The following is an 18,573-nucleotide window of genomic DNA, read 5'->3' on the forward strand; positions in this document are numbered from 1 at the left end:
GGGCGAGTCCCGCCTTCGAAAAGCCGAGAGCAGCGTATTTCCTTCCCCTCGATTCCCGTGTATTCTCCGGGATGGACAGGGAGGCGACAATGACAGTCGTTTACGGCCGGACTCGAGTTCGTGCTCTCCGACAGCCTGTATTAGTAGCGATAGCGCTTCTGCTCCTCATCGCTGTTCCTGCTTTTGCTGCAAAGTTTTGCGCATTGCCGGTTGGAGCCGCCTCGCGTGATGCAACCTGGGAAGCTATCCAGCCGCTGCTACCCGAGCTGAGACGATTAGCGGGAGATCGCAAGTTTGTATTGATAACCAGGCCGAACTTCGGGGACATTTCGCGACATGAGGCCGCCTACAGACGTGGCTACCATGAAGCTGCAGCCAGCCAACTGCTTGAGCGTTATGGGCCTAGACGAGCGGCCATATTGGCCGACCCTGCCTACGCGTCGGATAAAAGGTCGTTCAGCGACGGAGCATTAGTGTCGCGGATCTACAGTCTGCACGAGGGAAGATATTCGAAGGAGTTCATTCGCGTAGTCTTAAATCGCTCTCGGCCGCTGATTAGCGAGGAGATGAGCGAGCTGCGTGCAAATGCAGCAAGAGCGTCGGCCGATCCATTGAGCTACAAAGCTGAAGGTAAGACCCACGAGCTAACCTACATCTACACCAATGATCCAGCGTCTCAGAGGGCGATTGGGATGTCTGGTATCGAGCGCGGGGTAATGCTCGAGACGTCTGGCGGCGAGCTGGCACGTGCTTTGGCTGCGGACAGCCCCTTGATCGAGAAGTTAGACCGGGCTGAGCTCGTGTTTCTGGATCGCATTGACTTGGATCAAACACAGATTCTGGAACGTCAGGGGCGTCCGCTCATCAGGCTGCCATCGATGCGGCATCCGCAGTACCGTCAGCTTGCGCAATTAGTCCACGGGAGTGGGCAGGCCCAGCATGTCCCCTTCAATCTTCTGCCGAGAACTCGAAGCGACGCGCGAATTTGGGGCTTCGATGCAGAGAAGGCAGATGCTTACGCCGTGGCGCATGGTCGTATGGCTTCCAAGCTGCGCAGAGCTGGCTTTCGGGAGCAGGGGAGCGGTCTGGGGGCCGCGGCGTTGGCGGCAGCTATCGAAGCGGAGGTCGCCGCTGGCAGGCGTCCAGTCATTATCGGAGAGGGGATGCCAGATGGTAAGGCTGTAAGGCTACCTGGAACAGCCCAGGCCTTCGATCCAGCTACGCTGAGCGAGGCGGCAAGACGGGCGACTTGGTTCATATTCTGCAACTCGGCGGCAAGCCCGTCGGCGACCGACGGATTCAGCATAGTAGGTCGGATCTGGACGCGTGACGCAGGGAACCTCGTCGCCACCTTGAGCGCGGGCGGGCGGGCGCCGAACTCGAAGGAAACGGTTAGCGAGCGAACCGAGTGGATCGTTGACTTCGCTGCTTTCGCTGGTGGCGCGTCTACGGTCGGCGGGGGCAGGCTGATCAGCGTCCTTTGCTTCGAGTCGCCTGATCCAACGATAACGTGTCCAGTTCCTCCGCGGGGAGACTGATGATGGAACAATATGAGCCGTTTCTGTACGGGTTGCTCGGTGGCGCATGTTTCGAATTTTTGCGTTGGCGGTCTCTGCTCCTGAAGGACCACGGTGCTCAGTTCAAGCGACCTGTCTTCGTGGTATTTTCGATCGTATTCGTGGTCTTGGCGGGGTTAGCGGCCACCGCCTTCACACCGATCGTTGGGAACGTGCCGTACCGACCCGCTGTTGCCTTTGTTGCAGGCGCAGGCTTCGAGAAGCTGGTGCAGTTAGCGGCCGAGCTCAAGGTTTGGACGCCAGACGTCCCAATGGGCGAGAGCGATCATTCGGTTGCGGCGAGCCGTCCGACGTTCCTTGCGTTTGTGCGGGGCTGAGGGTTGCAACTCCTTGCACAAAGCAATGAAAAAGGCCCGCCGGTGACGCCGGCGGGCCTTGATCGGGTGGCGAGCCTGGTGGGGCTCAGGCGGCCTTCGCCTGGCGCGGGGCGCGCTCCTTAGGGAAGCCGACGACGCGCAGGGTGCCGCCGTCGCGCTGCAGCGCGAGCTTCACGGTGTTGCCCTCGACGAGCTGCTCGAGCACCTCGGCGCGCTGGTTGCCGAACGCCATCACGACGCCGAGATTTTCGCGGCCCTTGTAGCTGATCTTCGAGCCGGCGATGTAGCTGTATTCGCCCTTGGTGGCCGACGTGCGGGTCTCGACGGCGCCGACGGTGACGTCTGCATGGAAGATCGCGCGGAAGCCGTTGTTGCCCTGGGTGTCGGTGGTGTCGGTGGTGCCGCTGTTGTCGTTCATGATCTGATGTCCTTGTTGATTTCATCCCCTCGATGGGGATCGCTTTCTCTGACCAAATCCTGACCTCGGGTGAGCGCGGCGCCACGAGGGCGATGGGCGACGGGGCGGCTCAGGCGAGATCGCGCAATGGTGAGCTTAGCGACGGAGATCGCGAGGCGAGAAGAGCCCAGCGTTGCTGGGCTGGGGGTGAACCGTCCGCCGGGCACGGCCTACTATTCGGAACTCTCCGGCCAAACACCGGGGCAGTGGGCATCCCCTGCCTACGAACTCCCGCACCCGGTCCCTCTCGACGAACGAGTTGGCAGAGCGGCCGGGCGATGAGCTCTAGGCCATCACGCCGCTCACAGCAGCACGACCCTAGAGGACCTCGGCAGGGATAACCCACGCACCAGCTTTGCTGCACCGCAGGAGTAGGAAAAGCCCGCCGCTGGAGTGCGGCAGGCTTCGATCCCTTCTAAGCTCGTTCGATCTTATCCGTAGCGTTTCAACAGAGCATCATCGTTGAGAATGCCTGGGCGAGACCGTTAGCCCCGGCCTTTGCCTTCGCGACCAAGCCGAGCCACTCCGGGTCGTTGATGTTGGCTTGAGCCAGCTGCAGGAGGCGCTTCGTTTCTGCGTCCTGCGCCATGGCATCCGGATCCAATTCGGCCAACGGAGTCAAGTCGCCCCCATCTGCGATGAAGTCGGCAGCCGCCGCGAAGTAGCGGACCATCGCGACGTGCAGACTGAGGCCGACGAGAACGATCGTGTTCGGGCAATCTGCAAAGGTTCGGGACGTCATCGAAGTCCAATCTTTCGAGGAGAGAGGCCTTTCGGTGGGCGCTCGCAGGTGGGCAAGGAAAAGACCCGCCTCGGCTGTCCGAGGCGGGTCTCTGTCTCCGGGCGACCGCAGATCGCGGCAGCGGTCCGCCGCGGTCGATCTCAGGCCGCCTTCGCCTGGCGCGGAGCGCGCTCCTTGGGGAAGCCGACGACGCGCAGGGTGCCGCCGTCGCGCTGCAGCGCGAGCTTCACGGTGTTGCCCTCGACGAGCTGCTCGAGCACCTCGGCGCGCTGGTTGCCGAACGCCATCACGACGCCGAGATTCTCGCGGCCCTTGTAGCTGATCTTCGAGCCGGCGATGTAGCTGTAGTCGCCTTTGGTGGCCGACGTGCGGGTCTCGACGGCGCCGACGGTGACGTCTGCATGGAAAATCGCGCGGAAGGCGTTGCTGCCCTGGGTCTCGGTGGTGCCGTTGTTGTCGTTCATGATCTGATGTGTCCTTCTTGATTTCATCCCCTCGATGGGGATCGCTTTCCCTGACCAATTCCTGACCTTGGGTGAGCGCGGCGCCATGAAGGCGCTGAGCGAAGGCGGACGCCGATCGGCAGACGGTCGGCCGCGGCGCAGCCAAAAAGAGACCCGCCGAAGCCTGGGCTTCGGCGGGTCGGGATGCGCGGCCGCAGTGTTGCTGCGTGGGTGCTGATCATCCGGCAGGGGATTGGGGAATGAAAAAGGCCCGCCGGTGACGCCGGCGGGCCTTGATCGGGTGGCGAGCCTGGTGAGGCTTAGGCCGCCTTCGCCTGGCGCGGAGCGCGCTCCTTGGGGAAGCCAACGACGCGCAGGGTGCCGCCGTCGCGCTGCAGCGCGAGCTTCACGGTGTTGCCCTCGACGAGCTGCTCGAGCACCTCGGCGCGCTGGTTGCCGAACGCCATCACGACGCCGAGATTCTCGCGGCCCTTGTAGCTGATCTTCGAGCCGGCGATGTAGCTGTAGTCGCCCTTGGTGGCCGACGTGCGGGTCTCGACCGCGCCCACGGTGACGTCTGCATGGAAGATCGCGCGGAACCCGTTGTTGCCCTGGGTCTCGGTGGTGCCGTTGTTGTCGTTCATGATCTGATGTGTCCTTCTTGATTTCATCCCCTCGATGGGGATCGCTTTCCCTGATCAATTCCTGACCTTGGGTGAGCGCGGCGCCACCAAGGCGCTGGGCGACGGCGGCCGCCGATCGGCAGACGGTCGGCCGTGGCGCAGCCGGTATATTCGCTTGAGCTACGGCTCGGCGCGAGCGTTTTGCGCTCGCGCATGCGCGTCAGCGCTCATAGAGTAATCAGCACAAGCAGGGAGTTTGGAATGAGAATCTTGCATGCAGTGGTAGCCGCCACTGTGTTCGCTGCAGGTCCGGCTGCGGCGAGAGATTGGGGAGAAGTCAGTGGTTGGACCATCTTCGAAAACGAGGACAGCTGCGGGATCGGAATGGAATTCGAAGGCCCGGGCGAGACGATGATGGTGGCTACGGTCGAGAGTGACGGCTCATCTGTCGTGATGATCTCCAACGCGAGTTGGACCATCAAGAAGGAAGAGGCCCTCGACCTCGTGTATTCGCTAAACGGCTATGAGTACGAGAAGAAGGCCTTCGGCGGAGACTTCTCGGGCAGAAGTGGATTCATCACGAAGTTCAAAGCCGATAGCGGCTTCCTTGATGATCTGGCGAAGTCGACATACCTGCACATCGACAAGGGTGAAGTCGCGGTCGACCGGCTGAAGATGACCGGGAGCGCTGCCGCACTCGCACAGGCGCGGCGCTGTCTTTCGCACGTCAAGTCGTTGCGAGCAGCCGAGGCGCGAGAGAAAGCCCGCTGGGCAGATATCCCTGCAAATCCGTTCGCGGCGCCGCCGCCAACGCAGAGTGAGGTTGTGGAAGCCCGCCGCAAAGCGTTGGCAGGGATCATAACTGACACCGACTATCCAGCGGCCGCTATCCGCGCAGGGGAAGAGGGTGCCGTTCGTGCCAAGATCACGGTGGGCTCCAACGGTCGAGTAACTGCCTGTGAGGTAGTGGGTTCGAGTGGGTCCGTTTCACTGGACATGACCACGTGCAGGATCATCCGCTCGCGTTACCGCGGCGGTGTGCTCCGGAATTCGAATGGCGAGCCATCGACGGAGACGTTCGAGGAGACCTTCAATTGGAAGCTGACCACGCCGACTCCACCTCAGCCCGATCCGGCAGCGCCGCAGCCGCCAGGTTGACGTACGCCGGGTGGTGCGCGGAACCGAGTTCGTCGTCAAACCATGCGAAAAAGGCCCGCCGGCATCGCCGGCGGGCCTCACGTGCTCGCGAGCCTGGTGGGGCTCAGGCGGCCTTCGCCTGGCGCGGGGCGCGCTCCTTGGGGAAGCCGACGACGCGCAGGGTGCCGCCGTCGCGCTGCAGCGCGAGCTTCACGGTGTTGCCCTCGACGAGCTGCTCGAGCACCTCGGCGCGCTGGTTGCCGAACGCCATCACGACGCCGAGATTCTCGCGGCCCTTGTAGCTGATCTTCGAGCCGGCGATGTAGCTGTAGTCGCCCTTGGTGGCCGACGTGCGGGTCTCGACTGCGCCGACGGTGACGTCTGCATGGAAGATCGCGCGAAAGCCGTTGTTGCCCTGGGTCTCGGTGGTGCCGTTGTCGTTCATGATCTGATGTGTCCTTCTTGATTTCATCCCCTGGATGGGGATCGCTTTCCCTGACCAAATTCTGACCCGGGGTGAGCGCGGCGCCACGAAGGCGCTGGGCGAAGGCGACCGCCGATCGGCAGACGGTCGGCCGCGGCTCAGCCGGCAAAAAGAAACCCGCCGAAGCCTGATCTTCGGCGGGTCTCTCTTGCTGGGCTGGAGCAGTCTGCTGATCAGATGCGGCTGGGCATGTCGATCCAGAGCAGGGTTGTAAGGGCGACGCCGGAGACGGCGGTGAGACTGGTGCCGATGAGCTTTTCGAGCGTAGCGCCGCCGCCTTCGCCATTCCGGAGGCGGTTGTTGTAGATGACGCACGCAATGGCAGCGCAGCCGATGGTAGCGGCCGCTGCGATGATCGTGGCGATCTGCCAAGCGATGATGGCGGCAAGGCTCAACGTGTTGGGCTCCACCTGGATTTCCTCCTGTTGATTGGACCAAGGTCCCGCAGGCAAATCTTGGATTGAGCCCGGTCGCGGCGTCGGGGTGGCGATGGGACGGCGGAAGGCTCCCAACCCTCCGCGTCGGCGGGCGCGGCGCGCCGCAACAGGGGCAGCCCCTCAGCGGTTAGCGATGGTCAGATGGACTGGCTTGCCGCGGGGCGGTGCCCAAGTGGCATTTGCAAAGTGCCAATGGATGACCTGGCCGGAGGGATCCTCCTCGGTATCACGCAGGACGAAGAGCACTTTGCGCCTGGGTGTCTGAACCCAGAAGCCGGTGTCGCCGCGGGGAAGGCGCTGAAGGAAGTCGTAGCGAGCGAGCTCGGAGGCGTCAGCTGAGATGCCGTACTTGTCGAATTGGAAGGCGTGATCGGGGATCGGCTCTCTCGATTTTGGCTGCGATGTCGTCATGACTATTTCCTTGCAGGAGCACTCGTCACTTCGGGTGCAAGGTCGCAGTTCAGGGAGGTCGGGAGAGTGGACCGGGCGTAAGAAAACCCGCCGCGGCGTGTGCCGGGCGGGTTCTCAGGTCCATCTGCTCAAGTCGGCGACGAGGATGAGGCGTCAACGAGCCTAAGTCAGGTGGGTCGCGGGGAGCCGGCGAAGGCTCCCCGCATCAGTCAGAAGCGGCTGTTGAAGCGCATCCAGGCCGCCGCCGAGCGGGCGCCCTGGATGTTGCCGCTGTTCAGCCCGTAGGCGCCGCCGAGGGAGAACAGGCCAGTGCCGACGGTCTTGGACCAGCCCATCTCGACGTTCAGCTCGCGAGCCTCGGGAGCGAGGTCGATCATGGACGTCGCGTCCACGAGAGACCGGGTCTCGAGGTTGTAGCCAACCGCCCGGGTGTAGCGCACTTGCGCGCGCTCGACCTTGAGCGGCGACGTGAAGCCGAGAAGGGCCATGCCGCCGAACATCGTGCGCTCCGCCGACAGACGGAAGCCAGTCGAGAGGACGGGCTGCGCAAACTCCAGCAAGGAGTTCGAGGTCTCGACCTTCGTGCGACCGACCAGAGCCTCGCCGGTCATGCGCAGGCCAGCGAGGTTGCCGGTCCAGCCGCCGGTGGCGAACGTCGAGCGCGAGCCCTCGATGTTGAACGCACCGGAGCCCATCATGCCGAGCGCCGAGCCGATCTCGCGGTTCGAAGTAAGGCCGAAGGTGAAGCCATCCGGCGACACGATGCTGAAGCGCTGCGTCGACGAGGACAGGCGGCCGTAGCTGGAACGGGCGCTGCCGAAGCTGACTTTGTGGCCCATCGCCATGATGTCGACCTGGTGGCCGAAAGTGGCGATGTTGCTCGCGCGCAGCATCGAACCCGAGACGAGATCGTTGCTGTCGATCGAGCTGTTCAGCTTCGCGGCAACCGCGAAATTGCGGCCGAGCTGGGCGGCAAAGTAGCCGCTCGGGGTCACGTTGCGGCGGTCGTTCAGGCTGCTGGTCCCTCCGAGCAGACCAGCGTCACCGCCGGTCACCTGCTGATAGCCGATGCCCGCATCCTGTGCCAGCGGAGCAAGGCTGATGCCCTTGCCGCGCATGCCGCCCGCGAGAGCCGACATGTTGACACCGTAGTCGCGACCATAGGCGTCAACGGCCACGCTCTTGCCCGCCTGCTCGCCGAACGCCTCGGAAGCATCGGTCCCGCCGAAGGCTGCCGAGAAGACGATGCCGGTGGCGTCGAGCGAGGACGCCTTGACGGAGCTCGAGCCGATCGTCGGGCTGTTCGCCTTGAACGCGGCCTCGATGTTGAGGAGGCCGACGCCGTACGTCTGGTCGACACCGGCCGTGCCGAGGTCGGTCGCAGTGGTGAGGAGGATCTCGGAGATCTCCTTGCCACCCAGCTGCGGCCAATACTGCTTCAGCAGCGTCGCAGCGCCAGCGACCGCGGGAGCGGCGAAGCTGTTTCCGAAGACGACTTCAGAAGCACCGTCCTTGTTGACGGCACTCGCGCCCTGGCTCGCGACGGCGAGGGTGCGATCCGCGAGGGCGCCGGGGCTGCCGTTCTCCGTGAGCGGGTTCAGGTTCTTGTCGACGCCGATGGCGTACAAGAACCAAGCCTTGTTCTCGAAGTCGGAGCCGACGAGGCCCTCCGAGGCGGTGCCGGCGAAGCTGTCGCCGGCCGCATTGTCGATCGACTGGACGAGCAGCCGGTCGTTGAGACGGACGGCGTCCATCGCCGCGTTAAGGTCGGACATGAACAGCGCGCCGCCGCGGCCGTTGACGCTCAGGTTGATCGCGAATGCGCCGTTGTCGACGGCGTACTTGATCGCGTCGTCGATGTTCGAGCCGTTCATGCCCTCCTCGGCACGGGTGTCGAAGTTCGCGCCAGCGATCTTGAGAGCGAGGATCGTCGCGTTGTAGGCAACACCCTGGGTCAGGGTGTCATTCGCGCCGCCGGCAGCGATGGAGCTGACGAGAGTGCCATGGCCCTGGACGTCGTCCAGATCGAAGGTCACGTTGTTGCCGTCGGCGAAGCGGTTCTCGAACGACTTCGACTTGTCGGAGATGCGGCCGGTGAACTCGGCGCCACCGATGTCGATGCCGCTATCGATGATCGCGACGGTCACATCCTTGCCGGTGAAGCCCTTGTCGTACGCATAGTCGGCCTTCGACAGAGAGACGGCCTGCGAGCGGTCGTACTCGGCCGTGGTCGAGGGGGTCGGCGTGGGCGTCGGGGTCGGCGTCGGCGTCGGGGTCGGCGTCGGCGTCGGGGTCGGCGTCGGCGTCGGGGTCGGCGTCGGGGTCGGGGTCGGGGTCGGAGTCGGAGTCGGAGTGGGCGTCGGAGCCGGAGTCGGCGTGGGGGCCGGCGTCGGCGACGGCGAAGGCGACGGCGAAGGCGTCGGGGCCGGAGGCGCCGGGGGAAGCGGGGTCACACCGCCGCCGCTGCCGCCACCACCACAAGCGGAGAGCGACACGAGCGCGAGGATCGATGCGGACATGCAAAGTGCGCGAGACGTGATCACTGATTTCATCCTTTTAATTGGGAACGCTTTCCAAGCCCCAAACTGGAAATGGTCCACCGGCGAGGTACCGAACGAGACGGAAAACGTATCTTACGTTTAAGTACGTACCGCAGCGATCAGCGCCCCTTTTTCCTTATAGAGGCAGGGCTGTTAGGCGTTGATGAGAATGGGATAGAAACGACAAGCGTCAGCGGATCCGAGGGCACAATCGGCTAGAAAGTCCCTGTGGATCTCTTCCCGCTCGCAGGCAGAAAGGCGGCTCCACTCGGCAGCCGTCTCCGCGGTCGTGGGCGGGAGCCCACCATCCTCGAGCATGTGCAGTTCTTCGGCCAGGAGCGCCAGATCATCGTCGTAGAGACAATCGTCGAGCGTGATGGCCTTCTTCTGCTCGATGCTGAGGGCATCGAAGTTGAAGCCTTCAAGGAAGCTTTCACGGCGGTCGACGAACCGCTGAGCATGCTCCAGCCGCTTGGCGACGGCTGCTATGCGGACGTCGGTGCGAGCAGCGGCCGCGTCGATAGAGAGCATTCTCGTCTTCCTTGTTGCTTCAACCCGTTCTTGCGGAGCAGTGGTTGATTAAAGGTTGAAAGCCCCGCCGATCGGGCAGGGCTTTGTAAATTCAGGCGGCCTGCGCGGTCGGCATGCCGACGATCTTGAGGGCGCCACGGGCGGTGCTCCGCAAGGTGAGTTCGATCGGCTGGCCGGGTTTGAGGCGGCCTTCGAGGGTCTGACGGACGCCGTCGAAGGCAAGGAGGGTGTGTTTCCGATCCGCCCGTCCCAGCTTTGCGACGTGGGCATCGGGAAGGACCGTGTAGTCGCCGTTCTCGCCCGTTCGCGTCTCTATCGCGCCTGGGGTCACGATGACCTTGAAGGCGGGGCGGAATCGGGTGGTGCCGGCGGCATGGCTCGTCATGCAAACTCCTGTTCTTGATTTCGTCCTCTGCAGAGGATCGTTCTGGAAGGCTAAGCGACAGTCAGCGGCTCGGCGTCGAGACCCAGTCGATCAGGCCGCTCGCGATCGAGTAAAAGATGACAGCGCCGAAGAGCGCGCCAATCACAGCCATGCTGACGAGGCAGATGCTGTGATTGTGACCGTGGGCCAGACCGAGCGCGATATCGTGGTGAGACACTGGGCTTCTCCTGATTTCGTCCATTTGAATGGATCAAGACTGCGCAGCCGAAATTTTGCCTGAGTGTCGGCGCCTGTGGCGCAAAAAGACCCACCGGCGCGTGGACGCCGGTGGGTCTCGTGAGCGCGTCGCAGCGCGCGGTTGAGCTCAGCAGCCGCGGCCGCCAGTCAGGCTGCTGAGAACGCGGACAGCGTAGGCGTCATAGACGCGGACCATGTCGCCCCTCGTCTTCACCCGCTTCGGACCTCCCATGCCGGGACAACCAGCTCGAAGCTCCGCAGCCACAGCGTTGGAGCCAGGCGCCGCCGCAATCGACTGCCACGACTGACCCGCAAGCAGGGCCAAGATCACGAGAGCCAGGGAAACTTTGAACACGTACGGCATTTTCAATCACCTGAGGGAGTCTACACTCCCCCTTACCGCACCTGCCCCCGAGACCCACACAGCGGAATTCTTTATCACAGAACACGGAAAGCCCACCCAAGCGGAGCCTGGGCGGGCGAAAGAATGCTCGAACTCTGACTAATGTGGAGGCCGACGCATCAAGCACGAAGGCCTGACACCTAATCGAAGCCAGTCACAAGTCGATCAGGTTGTACCCTCCGTCCTTGAGCACATCGAATGCCCAATCCCGGTCGATGGGTTCCCCTTCTGTGACCAGGTTGACCGCGGCGCCGGCTCTCTCGAAGAGCGCGATGCAGAACTCGTCGTTGTTGAACCGAGACCGATAGCGGATGCCGTCGAGGTTGGATTTGTCGTGCACGATCGCGGTAATCGCCTGGCACTCGTCGTAGCTCGTTCCGGCGAGGGCCTCGGGCTGGACGCCAAATGCGGCCACTCCCGAGCCATGGAGTTGCGCGAGGTTCAGGTCACGACTGGTCTCGAAGAAGGCGAGCCGCCGCTTGTCGACGTCGGACCAAAGGACGTCCCGCTTCGTGGCGGGCCAGCGAAGCAGCGTCTCGGCGAATGACGCAATTGGTGTTTCGCCGAGGTAGAGTAGTCCGAACGAGCCGTCCGGGGCGTCCCAGCGCCACGTTTGATTGCGCAGCCCGTAGAACAGGGCACCCTTGCCCGCAGCATGAATGCGGGCAAGGGTAGTCTGCGACGGGATCTGCACCGTCGGGATGATGTCTGGAGTGATGGCCAAGTCAGTCTTCCAGGCGTGCCGCGAAGCGGACTGCGATGTTACGATCGCTGGACGTGCCAGATCTCAGGAGATCGATCGGCCGGCGGCCGTCCAGACCTTCCTCCGGCACGAGGAGGTACTGAAGGATGCGCCATCCAACGGTGTTTGGAGCGGCGGCAAGCACCTCCCGCAGCCCAGGCAGGGGCGCACTGTCCTTGAACTGACACGTCGGAAACTTATGACGCCCACCATCGTCAACCGCGAAGATCCGGCGCTCCGCCGCTGCCTTGTAAACGGCGTTCTTAGACTTGTACCCAAGCAGGTCTGCGACCTCGGCGGCGTCAAACAGGCCACCCGCGGCGTCTGCCATCTCGCGCTTGAACCGGGCCGCGTGCAGCTGCTGCTCACGTAAACGCTCGTCCGTCGAGTTCGAGACAGGCGCCGCGCGGAGCATCGCCACGAGGAAGCCAATCGTGTCCTTCGCAGCCAAGGCACTGTCCAGCGCAGCTGCGGGGATATCGCCAGCCACGCTGTTCAAGAAACGGTCAGCTGCCAGCTTCAGCTTTTCACTGCTGGGCTGGAGACGCTGTTCATTGCTATGGGGCGGGCGCTGAGCGGCAGTGGCAACCACGATAGTCTCCTCGTTCACTCCGTTGCATGTAGCATGCCTAGTGAACGGATTCAACGCGACGTCCATGAGGGGGTTCCCGCTCAGTGGAGGATGCGAGCTACGCTGCTGCCCACGGCATGACCGAGGGCGCTTGGTACCGCATTCCCGAGCTGCTTCAAACCGTCCGACCATGTCCCTGGGAACCGGTAGTCGTCTGGGAAATCCATCAACCGAGCAGCTTCACGAATAGTGAAGTGTCGATATCGATCGGGAGAAGCATGAGGACCGTAGTCCACCATGTTTTCGCCGCCCGAGACGCCGTGAACACCGGCCCTAAGCGTCTTCGAGGGGTCGTCGATTGGCGATCCTGTGTGGCCTTTGTAAGCCTTGGCTTGACGAGGAGCAAGCAGGTGGTCGGCGAACGTCTCGATGTCAGCTCGAGCGGTCGGAAGATCCGCGATCGCATCGCGAACAGTGCGCGTTGGCTGCAGCCGCGACGGCGGCGCGGCGAAGAGGTCACCGACCGGCTTTCGGTTGTGCTTGCGCAGGAACGCGGTCCCAGCTGCATCGATCTCGGGATGGGGAAGCCCGTGCCGACGCCAGTAAGCGCCGGTGATCCACTTCTCGACCATCAGCTCCTCCTCGCTGTGGGATGCGTCAGGCGCCAGCCAGGTCTGGTCGATGTCATCTCGGATGCCGACGAGGAAAACGCGGGACCGCTTCTGTGCGGTGCCAAAGTCCGAAGCGACGAGCTTGGCCGTCGACACGCGATACGTTGGGATTGACTTGATGCCTTGGTCGAGGCATTTGCGGAGAAATGACGCGTCGGCCTCGTAGTCAGCAATGTGTGGCGAGGCGACGTCGGGCAGCGTGAGGGCAAGCCGCAGGTAGTCGAAATACGCGCGGTGAGTGGTCATGAGCGCTGGAACGTTCTCGAACACGAACGCGCGCGGGCGCAGTAAGCGGACAGCTTGGACGGTCCACGGCCAGAGGTTCCGCTCGCCGGCGGCGCCGCGGTGTTTCCCGCCGATGCTGAACTCCTGGCAAGGCGGACCGCCGGCGAGGAGATCGGGCTCTGGATCCACGTCCGAGAGATCGAGGGACGTGACGTCTGCTTCGAGCACCCGCCAGCCTTGCACCAGCGGATGGCCGGCACGTTGGTTGTGGCGGATCGTCTCGCAAGCCTGGTGATCCTGTTCGACGATGATCTCGTGGTGGAACCCTGCCTGAGCAAGGCCGAGGCCGAGTCCCGCCGCTCCACCGAACAACTCTATCGACCTCAGCGGAGCATGAGAAAAAGACATCATTTCATCCTTGTAGAAGGCGCGATTGCCAATGACCGCGGAAGTGGAAGTTGTTGGACGCGAGCAGGGTCAGGCGATTGCGATCGCGCTCGTCCAAGCGACGCTGTCCTGCATCAAGATGCCGCTGAGCCTGATGCGAACCGGAGTCGACGTGCGCCCGGCACGGTAGAGACGGAGTTCTCCCTCCACCTGGAAGACCGTATCGTTTGCGATGTCTCGCCGGGTGGGGATCGTTCTGGAATCGATGTCCACCTCGACGCAGGTGCGTGGATCCTCGATCCGCCAGGCGAGAGTTTCGCCAGCAATGCCGCAAAGAGCGGCGCGCGTGAGAGCCTCAGCCGCCGTGGCAATCGGCGAGGGGTCGGCCAGGTGGTCGTCGTTAGAGGCGCAGGCTGGCCATGGTGCGAAGATCGCAGCTAGAGCCGTGGGGAGAGCGAACATGCTCCGCATGATTTCTTCCTTCGAAGTGGGTTCAATCCCACGCGAAGCAGAAGGGGACGATTGGACGGGTGAGCAGCGAACGGCCGCAGGCGACGGATCAGGCCGCTAGCTGGGCTATGACTGGGTGCCTGAAGCGCAGGAAGGCATATCGAACCGCGTGCAGGTTCTTGGAGCGCTCGCCGACCGCCATTTGCGCGAGGGCCGCGAACGTGTCGGCAGCGCGGCTGTCCCACGGGCGGCGATCATCAGCGAGTCGGCTGAGGGTCTTCAGCCAGGGATCGTAGTTATCGCGGACGGCACGCCCACCTTTCCACTCCATCGTTTCCCAGGAGGTGAAAATGCGATCGCAATTGGCAAGCGTCGGGACCCGGCGTTCTTGCGAGGCGAGTGTAAGTTCCTCGCGGATGATTGCGGCAGCAAGCGCCGTCGCCAGCGGAAGGCTGCCGGGGAGGACGGCTCCGCCAGATCCGCTGGTCCACATAAGCAGGTCGACGATGGCTGCTATTCGGTCATCCCGAAGACGATTATGCTGGGGGAGCGCGTCTTCTGCGAGTGGGTTGAAGGCTGGCACCCGATCCCAACCGCCGACGTCGCCATCTTCGGGCGACACAGGGCGTAGCCATTCGTCACGCAAGCCGAGGGCAATCCGGATTGCTTCGGCCTGGGTTGCCAACAGCTCCTCCCAGCTGGCGTAGCCCCTTTCGCGGGCTTTACGAGCAAGCTCGTACGACAGCCCGGTCGAATGCAGTTTCGCGAGGCGGCTGGCGTCGGAAATAATGGAGATCGGATCATGGTGCGCGGGCATGTCGCTTGTCCTCGTCGGGTCAGGCTGCGCGCGCGAGACGGGAGTAGCCCGGCGCGTGCTCGAACTGCGGGCGGAGCGCGGCGCCGTCGAGCAGAACCTGGTGGTGGTCCAAGCCGACCCATCGTCTTCCGAGTTCCTCAGCGGCGGCGCCGGTGGTCCCGGACCCAAAGAACGGGTCGAAGACGAGATCCCCTGGCCGGGTGAGCATCTGGATGGCTGTCTTGGGCACCGGGATGGGCATGGGACAGGGATGCGCAGGCAGGCCTTCGGTCTTGAGGCGCTTGCGCCATGCCTCAGCACCGCTCGCGTTTCCGGCGGTGATGAGAGCGGACGGAAAGCGCGTCTTGGCTCCAGTGAAGCTCGTGGAGCCGAAATCCAGACCGGATGGGCGCTTCTCGGTGCCGCGGCTCAAATCACTCTGGCGGAGCGGCTCTGCGCGGTCCTGGCGCATATCGCCGGCAGCCATGTAGGGCGTCGGCGACGGAGAGAAGATGTAGATCGGATCGACCGTCGGCCGGGGGTGCATGCCTCGCACCGCGCCCCACTCCAGATTGGGAAGGCGGGAAGGCTGCTCCCAGTAGAGATCGGGCATCCGGTGGAGGCCAAGTTCGTCCTGAGCGGCGATGACGAACCGCTCTCTGTACGAGGAGATCGCGGGGACGCCGCGGTAATAGATAGCGCTGCCGAGGTGGATGGCCATGGTGCCGTCATCCTTCATCAGGGGCAGCCAGTGCTCCATTAGCTCGACCATCCATGGGAGCCAGGCTCCGGGTTCACACGTGCCGTAGGTCTTCAGCTTCGAGCACATGGGGAAGAGTGGAGATGTAAAGAGGGTCTGGACGCTACCGGGCTCGATGATCGCGGACGCCTCGCGTGCGATCGCCGCAACGGCTTGGCCGAGCTCAGTCCGGAAGATAACGATCTGAACACCCGGCTTCACCCGGCCCAGGGCGTCGTTGCCGGCTTCTGTGAGCCGCCAGTCCTCGCGCATCTCCGAGAAGAGCCAGCCCTGCCGCTTGGCATCCTGGATCGCCCAGCGAACGGATCGATCCCAAAGACGAGACGGCCGACCGTTGTAGGTGACGACCTCGTCACGGATGGCCGGATCCAGACCAAAGAGCTGGATGATGTCGTCGTAAAGATCCTTTGGAGCGGCCTTGCCTTTATCCTGGATGATTTGGAGGATCGGAAGGATGATCTCGCTGCGTGTGATGGGAAGTCCCATCCAGGCGCGTCGCTCCTCCTCCCGCTGTCGCTCGCCGTCGGCGACGCGACGAGCCCGCTGCTGGGCTGCGGCGGGCGACTTCGCCGGCGCTCGCCAGTTGCCTTTGCGAGAGTTGGTGCTGTGCATGTTCAAACGGTTGGCTCCGAGTAAGCAGGGCATTCGACAGGCGGCGCCTAGCCAGGGTGGTGCATGAAGTAGCGGTCGACCGCCGCGCGCAGCTCTGCGATGCGCGCCGGCCCGATGTTCTTGATCGCCTGGAGATCACTGTCGTGAGCCGCGTCCACGTCCCCGATGGTTCGGAGATCATGATGGCATAGGATGCCGCGTATGCGGATATCGATGCGGAGGTGCTTGATCGATTTCATCCGAGCCGGGCCACCGCGTACGGGGCGGGGCTGGTTCACAACGGGGATCTCGTCCGTCAGGCGAGGCAAAGCGTCTTCGACCGGGCTCCGGCGGCCAAGATAGCGATCGACTTCCGATCTGAGCTTTCGCAGGGCTTGCCGGCCAACCCCTAGATGATAGAGCAGCTTCCCGTCGGGGAAGTCGTCAAGCTCGCCAATTGTCTGGAGGCCGAGGTCGTTGATCGCGCGCCGCGGCGCGGCTTCCAAGTCGAGGTTTGCGGCGGGATCGGAAGAGACCCCGGTCGCCAGGCGAGGTGATGTCGGCTCGCAATGCATCGCGCGACCCTCCACGTGGGTGTTAAGCGGTCGCCTACGACGTGGCATTGGCCGGTAGGTGAGAGAAGAGCGAGCGAGATAGCGATTCACCTCGGTCCTCAGCTCGACGAGCGCCTCTTCATGGAACGCTGGGGTGCCAAGGAGCTCCCCGTCAGAGACCTCGTCTATTTCCCCAACCGTTAGAAGGCCCAAGCGTTTGAGCGGCGCCCGAGCAGTGGGCGAGAGGCGGATCGAGGTTACCGGGTCTGCCGGGGATCCGGTGACCATCGCCGGGATGTAATCGGGATCGATCATGCAATTCTCACGTGTACGGGTCCGGGCCGTGCGAGACGCGGCGGAATGAGCGCTCTCTGGATCTTTCATAGATGCAGGTCCCGCGCCTCTTGCATGGTGCAGGAAGAATTTCAGCCGTCGATCAAGTCTCTAGCGGCCTACAGGATCAGCGGGCCGCGGTGCTGTGCGCGGCCGATCTGACCGCCGAACGCAAGGACATGCTTCAGCCGATCGGCGAACTTCTGCTTCGCAGCAACCTCGATCTGTCGGATGCGCTCCCGAGAGACGCCATACACCAGGCTGAGATCCTCAAGCGTCACCGGCTCGTCCGTGAGGTTGCGGCGAACGAAGATGTCGCGCTCACGTTCGGAGAGCGCGCCAAGACCTTTCTCGATGAGAGCTCGATGGCGTTCCCGGTCGAGTTGGTCAGCAACGAGCTCGTCGGGGAGGGAATCCCCGGCGGCCAGGGTGTCGCCGAATTCGAGGCCCTCTCCGTCACCGATGCGCCGGTTCAGGCTCCCGTCGAGATAGAGGCGCTGGTTCATGCGGACAACGTCTTCGGGGCTGGCGCCGAGGTGGTCCGCCAGCGCAGCGGCAGCGCCTTCGCTCAGGTCGCCGGCCTCGTAAAAGCCGAGGCTCGCTTTGGCTCGGCGGAGCTTGAAGAAGAGGCGTTTGTCAGACGAGCTGGCCCCAAACTTCACCAGTGTCGACGTGCGCAAGACGTATTCCGTGAGGCCGGCGCGGATCCACCACATGGCAAAGGTGGAAAACCGAAAGCCGCGCTCGATTTCGAACCTGTCGAAGCATCGGACCATCGCCAGGTTGCCTTCGGAGATTAGATCCTCGATCGGGACGTTGTAGCCGCGGTACGACATCGCCACTTTGACGACGTAGCGCAGGTGCGCGCCGAGGATTTGGCTCTTGGCTCGCTCGTCGCGCTCGTCTCGCCAGCGGCGAGCAAGGTCGGCCTCAACCTCCGGGGAGAGTATCGGATATTTCCGGGCCGCCCGGATGTAGGCGGAGAGTCCGGGGTCGGCAGCCATAGGGACGGCGGCGCCGGCGGATCCATTGCTACGTTGGGCAGCCGCCATCACATCTTTCCTTATCGGCTCATTCAGACAAGCTGCGCGCGAAGGGCCGCTGCGAACGCCTCTAGTTGATCGCCATAAATGGCGGTGGCTACGACGATGACCGGAGCCCAGAATGCGAGAACAAGCGCCATCCAGGTGGCCAAGGTGGCCCGAGGCGAGAGACGGCCGGCGCGCGCCTCCACGGGCGCCGATCGCGCTTCCCTCGCCTGAACCGATAGGGTGATGGCATTCATGGCCTCTCCTCCGAGAAAACGACGTCAGTGGAGGAGCGTTGGGCGCCACCGTGGATCCACTCGGATCGCTGAACTTCTCCCTCCTTGGAAATATAGAGGGCAACCTTCTGAATGGGGTTGTTCTGACCAACGCGGTGCAGGCGACCCCGCAGGAATTCTGATTGGCGCCTGCGGGTCGCCTTGCTGGTGACCTCGATGACGACACGGTATCCCTCGAAGAGGGGGTCATCGTTTTCCGGGAAGCTCTTCCGGAGATCCTCGTCTATCTGAGTGGACGTCAATTGAGCGAAGAACGCATCGATTGCCGGATCCGCGCTGTTGGCCGCCTCGCCGTGCTCCGCGAAGGCAGGACCGAGATCATGCTCCGCAAGGCGCTTGCAGCCGGCGATCAGCTTGTCGCGCTCGTAGACGCTGATGTCATCGATCTGGAAGCTGACATCCGCTGCCAGCCAGCGTGAGAGAGTGACCCGAAGATGCATCGATC

General features: G+C 63.4%; 24 protein-coding genes. 3 read left to right on the forward strand and 21 right to left on the reverse strand.

Annotated features, from left to right (window positions below; genetic code table 11):
- Positions 1 to 89 precede the first annotated feature (89 nt).
- On the forward strand, positions 90 to 1,538 hold the full coding sequence (locus ETR14_RS26890; RefSeq protein WP_129392928.1) for a hypothetical protein: 1,449 nt from the start codon (positions 90 to 92) through the stop codon (positions 1,536 to 1,538).
- A complete protein-coding gene (locus ETR14_RS26895) occupies positions 1,538 to 1,894 on the forward strand; it encodes a hypothetical protein (protein WP_129392931.1) in 357 nt (118 codons plus the stop codon). Before ETR14_RS26890 ends, ETR14_RS26895 begins: the two co-directional genes overlap by 1 nt.
- Positions 1,895 to 1,979: 85 nt before the next feature.
- On the opposite strand, the gene ETR14_RS26900 is transcribed toward ETR14_RS26895, so the two are convergent.
- The 4 genes from ETR14_RS26900 to ETR14_RS26915 form a co-directional block, all read right to left on the reverse strand.
- Positions 1,980 to 2,312 carry a hypothetical protein gene (locus tag ETR14_RS26900; RefSeq protein ID WP_129392934.1) on the reverse strand — a complete coding sequence of 111 codons (333 nt, stop codon included), beginning with the start codon at positions 2,310 to 2,312 and terminating at the stop codon, positions 1,980 to 1,982.
- A 484-nt stretch (positions 2,313 to 2,796) separates the two neighbouring features.
- Positions 2,797 to 3,024 carry a hypothetical protein gene (locus tag ETR14_RS26905; protein WP_165356662.1) on the reverse strand — a complete coding sequence of 76 codons (228 nt, stop codon included), beginning with the start codon at positions 3,022 to 3,024 and terminating at the stop codon, positions 2,797 to 2,799.
- A 209-nt stretch (positions 3,025 to 3,233) separates the two neighbouring features.
- On the reverse strand, positions 3,234 to 3,557 hold the full coding sequence (locus tag ETR14_RS26910) for a hypothetical protein (RefSeq protein WP_129392939.1): 324 nt from the start codon (positions 3,555 to 3,557) through the stop codon (positions 3,234 to 3,236).
- A gap of 299 nt (positions 3,558 to 3,856) precedes the next feature.
- A complete protein-coding gene (locus tag ETR14_RS26915; RefSeq protein ID WP_129392925.1) occupies positions 3,857 to 4,180 on the reverse strand; it encodes a hypothetical protein in 324 nt (107 codons plus the stop codon).
- A gap of 240 nt (positions 4,181 to 4,420) precedes the next feature.
- On the opposite strand from ETR14_RS26915, the gene ETR14_RS26920 reads away from it, so the two are divergent.
- Positions 4,421 to 5,317: an energy transducer TonB gene (locus tag ETR14_RS26920; protein ID WP_243455979.1), complete on the forward strand. Its 897-nt coding sequence runs from the start codon at positions 4,421 to 4,423 to the stop codon at positions 5,315 to 5,317.
- A gap of 103 nt (positions 5,318 to 5,420) precedes the next feature.
- On the opposite strand, the gene ETR14_RS26925 is transcribed toward ETR14_RS26920, so the two are convergent.
- The 17 genes from ETR14_RS26925 to ETR14_RS28665 all read right to left on the reverse strand — a co-directional run bounded on the left by ETR14_RS26925 (position 5,421) and on the right by ETR14_RS28665 (position 18,568).
- Positions 5,421 to 5,741, reverse strand: coding sequence for a hypothetical protein (locus ETR14_RS26925; protein ID WP_129392942.1), 321 nt, complete (start codon positions 5,739 to 5,741; stop codon positions 5,421 to 5,423).
- Between the two features lie 212 nt (positions 5,742 to 5,953).
- Positions 5,954 to 6,190, reverse strand: coding sequence for a hypothetical protein (locus ETR14_RS26930; protein WP_129392945.1), 237 nt, complete (start codon positions 6,188 to 6,190; stop codon positions 5,954 to 5,956).
- A 147-nt stretch (positions 6,191 to 6,337) separates the two neighbouring features.
- Positions 6,338 to 6,628 carry a hypothetical protein gene (locus ETR14_RS26935; RefSeq protein WP_129392948.1) on the reverse strand — a complete coding sequence of 97 codons (291 nt, stop codon included), beginning with the start codon at positions 6,626 to 6,628 and terminating at the stop codon, positions 6,338 to 6,340.
- A gap of 209 nt (positions 6,629 to 6,837) precedes the next feature.
- Entirely contained in the window at positions 6,838 to 9,147 is a 2,310-nt protein-coding gene (locus tag ETR14_RS26940) for a S8 family serine peptidase (RefSeq protein WP_165356663.1), read from the reverse strand.
- A gap of 174 nt (positions 9,148 to 9,321) precedes the next feature.
- Positions 9,322 to 9,699, reverse strand: a complete 378-nt coding sequence (locus tag ETR14_RS26945) for a hypothetical protein (protein ID WP_129392954.1) — start codon at positions 9,697 to 9,699, stop codon at positions 9,322 to 9,324.
- 91 nt (positions 9,700 to 9,790) lie between these two features.
- The gene (locus tag ETR14_RS26950; RefSeq protein WP_129392957.1) at positions 9,791 to 10,084 is read right to left on the reverse strand and encodes a hypothetical protein; all 294 of its coding nucleotides are present in this window, start codon (positions 10,082 to 10,084) and stop codon (positions 9,791 to 9,793) included.
- Positions 10,085 to 10,145: 61 nt separating this feature from the next.
- Complete coding sequence (locus tag ETR14_RS28655) at positions 10,146 to 10,301, reverse strand: hypothetical protein (protein WP_165356664.1); 156 nt, start codon at positions 10,299 to 10,301, stop codon at positions 10,146 to 10,148.
- Between the two features lie 577 nt (positions 10,302 to 10,878).
- Positions 10,879 to 11,448 carry an RES family NAD+ phosphorylase gene (locus ETR14_RS26955; protein ID WP_243455980.1) on the reverse strand — a complete coding sequence of 190 codons (570 nt, stop codon included), beginning with the start codon at positions 11,446 to 11,448 and terminating at the stop codon, positions 10,879 to 10,881.
- A gap of 1 nt (position 11,449) precedes the next feature.
- Entirely contained in the window at positions 11,450 to 12,058 is a 609-nt protein-coding gene (locus tag ETR14_RS26960; RefSeq protein ID WP_129392960.1) for a hypothetical protein, read from the reverse strand.
- Positions 12,059 to 12,138: 80 nt separating this feature from the next.
- Entirely contained in the window at positions 12,139 to 13,344 is a 1,206-nt protein-coding gene (locus tag ETR14_RS26965) for a DNA cytosine methyltransferase (protein ID WP_129392963.1), read from the reverse strand.
- 66 nt (positions 13,345 to 13,410) lie between these two features.
- On the reverse strand, positions 13,411 to 13,791 hold the full coding sequence (locus ETR14_RS26970) for a hypothetical protein (RefSeq protein WP_129392966.1): 381 nt from the start codon (positions 13,789 to 13,791) through the stop codon (positions 13,411 to 13,413).
- Between the two features lie 88 nt (positions 13,792 to 13,879).
- On the reverse strand, positions 13,880 to 14,587 hold the full coding sequence (locus ETR14_RS26975; protein WP_129392969.1) for a hypothetical protein: 708 nt from the start codon (positions 14,585 to 14,587) through the stop codon (positions 13,880 to 13,882).
- A gap of 19 nt (positions 14,588 to 14,606) precedes the next feature.
- Positions 14,607 to 15,938, reverse strand: a complete 1,332-nt coding sequence (locus tag ETR14_RS29700; RefSeq protein ID WP_165356665.1) for a site-specific DNA-methyltransferase — start codon at positions 15,936 to 15,938, stop codon at positions 14,607 to 14,609.
- 47 nt (positions 15,939 to 15,985) lie between these two features.
- A complete protein-coding gene (locus ETR14_RS26985; protein ID WP_129392975.1) occupies positions 15,986 to 16,786 on the reverse strand; it encodes a hypothetical protein in 801 nt (266 codons plus the stop codon).
- Positions 16,787 to 16,923: 137 nt separating this feature from the next.
- The gene (locus ETR14_RS26990; protein ID WP_165356666.1) at positions 16,924 to 17,856 is read right to left on the reverse strand and encodes an RNA polymerase factor sigma-32; all 933 of its coding nucleotides are present in this window, start codon (positions 17,854 to 17,856) and stop codon (positions 16,924 to 16,926) included.
- Positions 17,857 to 17,879: 23 nt separating this feature from the next.
- Positions 17,880 to 18,089, reverse strand: coding sequence for a hypothetical protein (locus ETR14_RS28660; RefSeq protein ID WP_165356667.1), 210 nt, complete (start codon positions 18,087 to 18,089; stop codon positions 17,880 to 17,882).
- Positions 18,086 to 18,568 carry a hypothetical protein gene (locus ETR14_RS28665; protein WP_165356668.1) on the reverse strand — a complete coding sequence of 161 codons (483 nt, stop codon included), beginning with the start codon at positions 18,566 to 18,568 and terminating at the stop codon, positions 18,086 to 18,088. Before ETR14_RS28665 ends, ETR14_RS28660 begins: the two co-directional genes overlap by 4 nt.
- Positions 18,569 to 18,573 lie beyond the last annotated feature (5 nt).

Source organism: Sphingosinicella sp. BN140058 (assembly GCF_004135585.1).
GTDB lineage: Bacteria > Pseudomonadota > Alphaproteobacteria > Sphingomonadales > Sphingomonadaceae > Allosphingosinicella.

Coding starts and splice junctions, on each gene's coding strand:
- ETR14_RS26890 (WP_129392928.1), top strand. CDS start 90: ATGACAGTCGTTTACGGCCGGACTCGAGTTCGTGCTCTCCGACAGCCT.
- ETR14_RS26895 (WP_129392931.1), top strand. CDS start 1,538: ATGATGGAACAATATGAGCCGTTTCTGTACGGGTTGCTCGGTGGCGCA.
- ETR14_RS26900 (WP_129392934.1), bottom strand. CDS start 2,312: ATGAACGACAACAGCGGCACCACCGACACCACCGACACCCAGGGCAAC.
- ETR14_RS26905 (WP_165356662.1), bottom strand. CDS start 3,024: ATGGTCCGCTACTTCGCGGCGGCTGCCGACTTCATCGCAGATGGGGGC.
- ETR14_RS26910 (WP_129392939.1), bottom strand. CDS start 3,557: ATGAACGACAACAACGGCACCACCGAGACCCAGGGCAGCAACGCCTTC.
- ETR14_RS26915 (WP_129392925.1), bottom strand. CDS start 4,180: ATGAACGACAACAACGGCACCACCGAGACCCAGGGCAACAACGGGTTC.
- ETR14_RS26920 (WP_243455979.1), top strand. CDS start 4,421: ATGAGAATCTTGCATGCAGTGGTAGCCGCCACTGTGTTCGCTGCAGGT.
- ETR14_RS26925 (WP_129392942.1), bottom strand. CDS start 5,741: ATGAACGACAACGGCACCACCGAGACCCAGGGCAACAACGGCTTTCGC.
- ETR14_RS26935 (WP_129392948.1), bottom strand. CDS start 6,628: ATGACGACATCGCAGCCAAAATCGAGAGAGCCGATCCCCGATCACGCC.
- ETR14_RS26940 (WP_165356663.1), bottom strand. CDS start 9,147: ATGTCCGCATCGATCCTCGCGCTCGTGTCGCTCTCCGCTTGTGGTGGT.
- ETR14_RS26945 (WP_129392954.1), bottom strand. CDS start 9,699: ATGCTCTCTATCGACGCGGCCGCTGCTCGCACCGACGTCCGCATAGCA.
- ETR14_RS26950 (WP_129392957.1), bottom strand. CDS start 10,084: ATGACGAGCCATGCCGCCGGCACCACCCGATTCCGCCCCGCCTTCAAG.
- ETR14_RS26965 (WP_129392963.1), bottom strand. CDS start 13,344: ATGATGTCTTTTTCTCATGCTCCGCTGAGGTCGATAGAGTTGTTCGGT.
- ETR14_RS26970 (WP_129392966.1), bottom strand. CDS start 13,791: ATGCGGAGCATGTTCGCTCTCCCCACGGCTCTAGCTGCGATCTTCGCA.
- ETR14_RS26975 (WP_129392969.1), bottom strand. CDS start 14,587: ATGCCCGCGCACCATGATCCGATCTCCATTATTTCCGACGCCAGCCGC.
- ETR14_RS29700 (WP_165356665.1), bottom strand. CDS start 15,938: ATGCACAGCACCAACTCTCGCAAAGGCAACTGGCGAGCGCCGGCGAAG.
- ETR14_RS26985 (WP_129392975.1), bottom strand. CDS start 16,786: ATGATCGATCCCGATTACATCCCGGCGATGGTCACCGGATCCCCGGCA.
- ETR14_RS26990 (WP_165356666.1), bottom strand. CDS start 17,856: ATGGCGGCTGCCCAACGTAGCAATGGATCCGCCGGCGCCGCCGTCCCT.
- ETR14_RS28660 (WP_165356667.1), bottom strand. CDS start 18,089: ATGAATGCCATCACCCTATCGGTTCAGGCGAGGGAAGCGCGATCGGCG.
- ETR14_RS28665 (WP_165356668.1), bottom strand. CDS start 18,568: ATGCATCTTCGGGTCACTCTCTCACGCTGGCTGGCAGCGGATGTCAGC.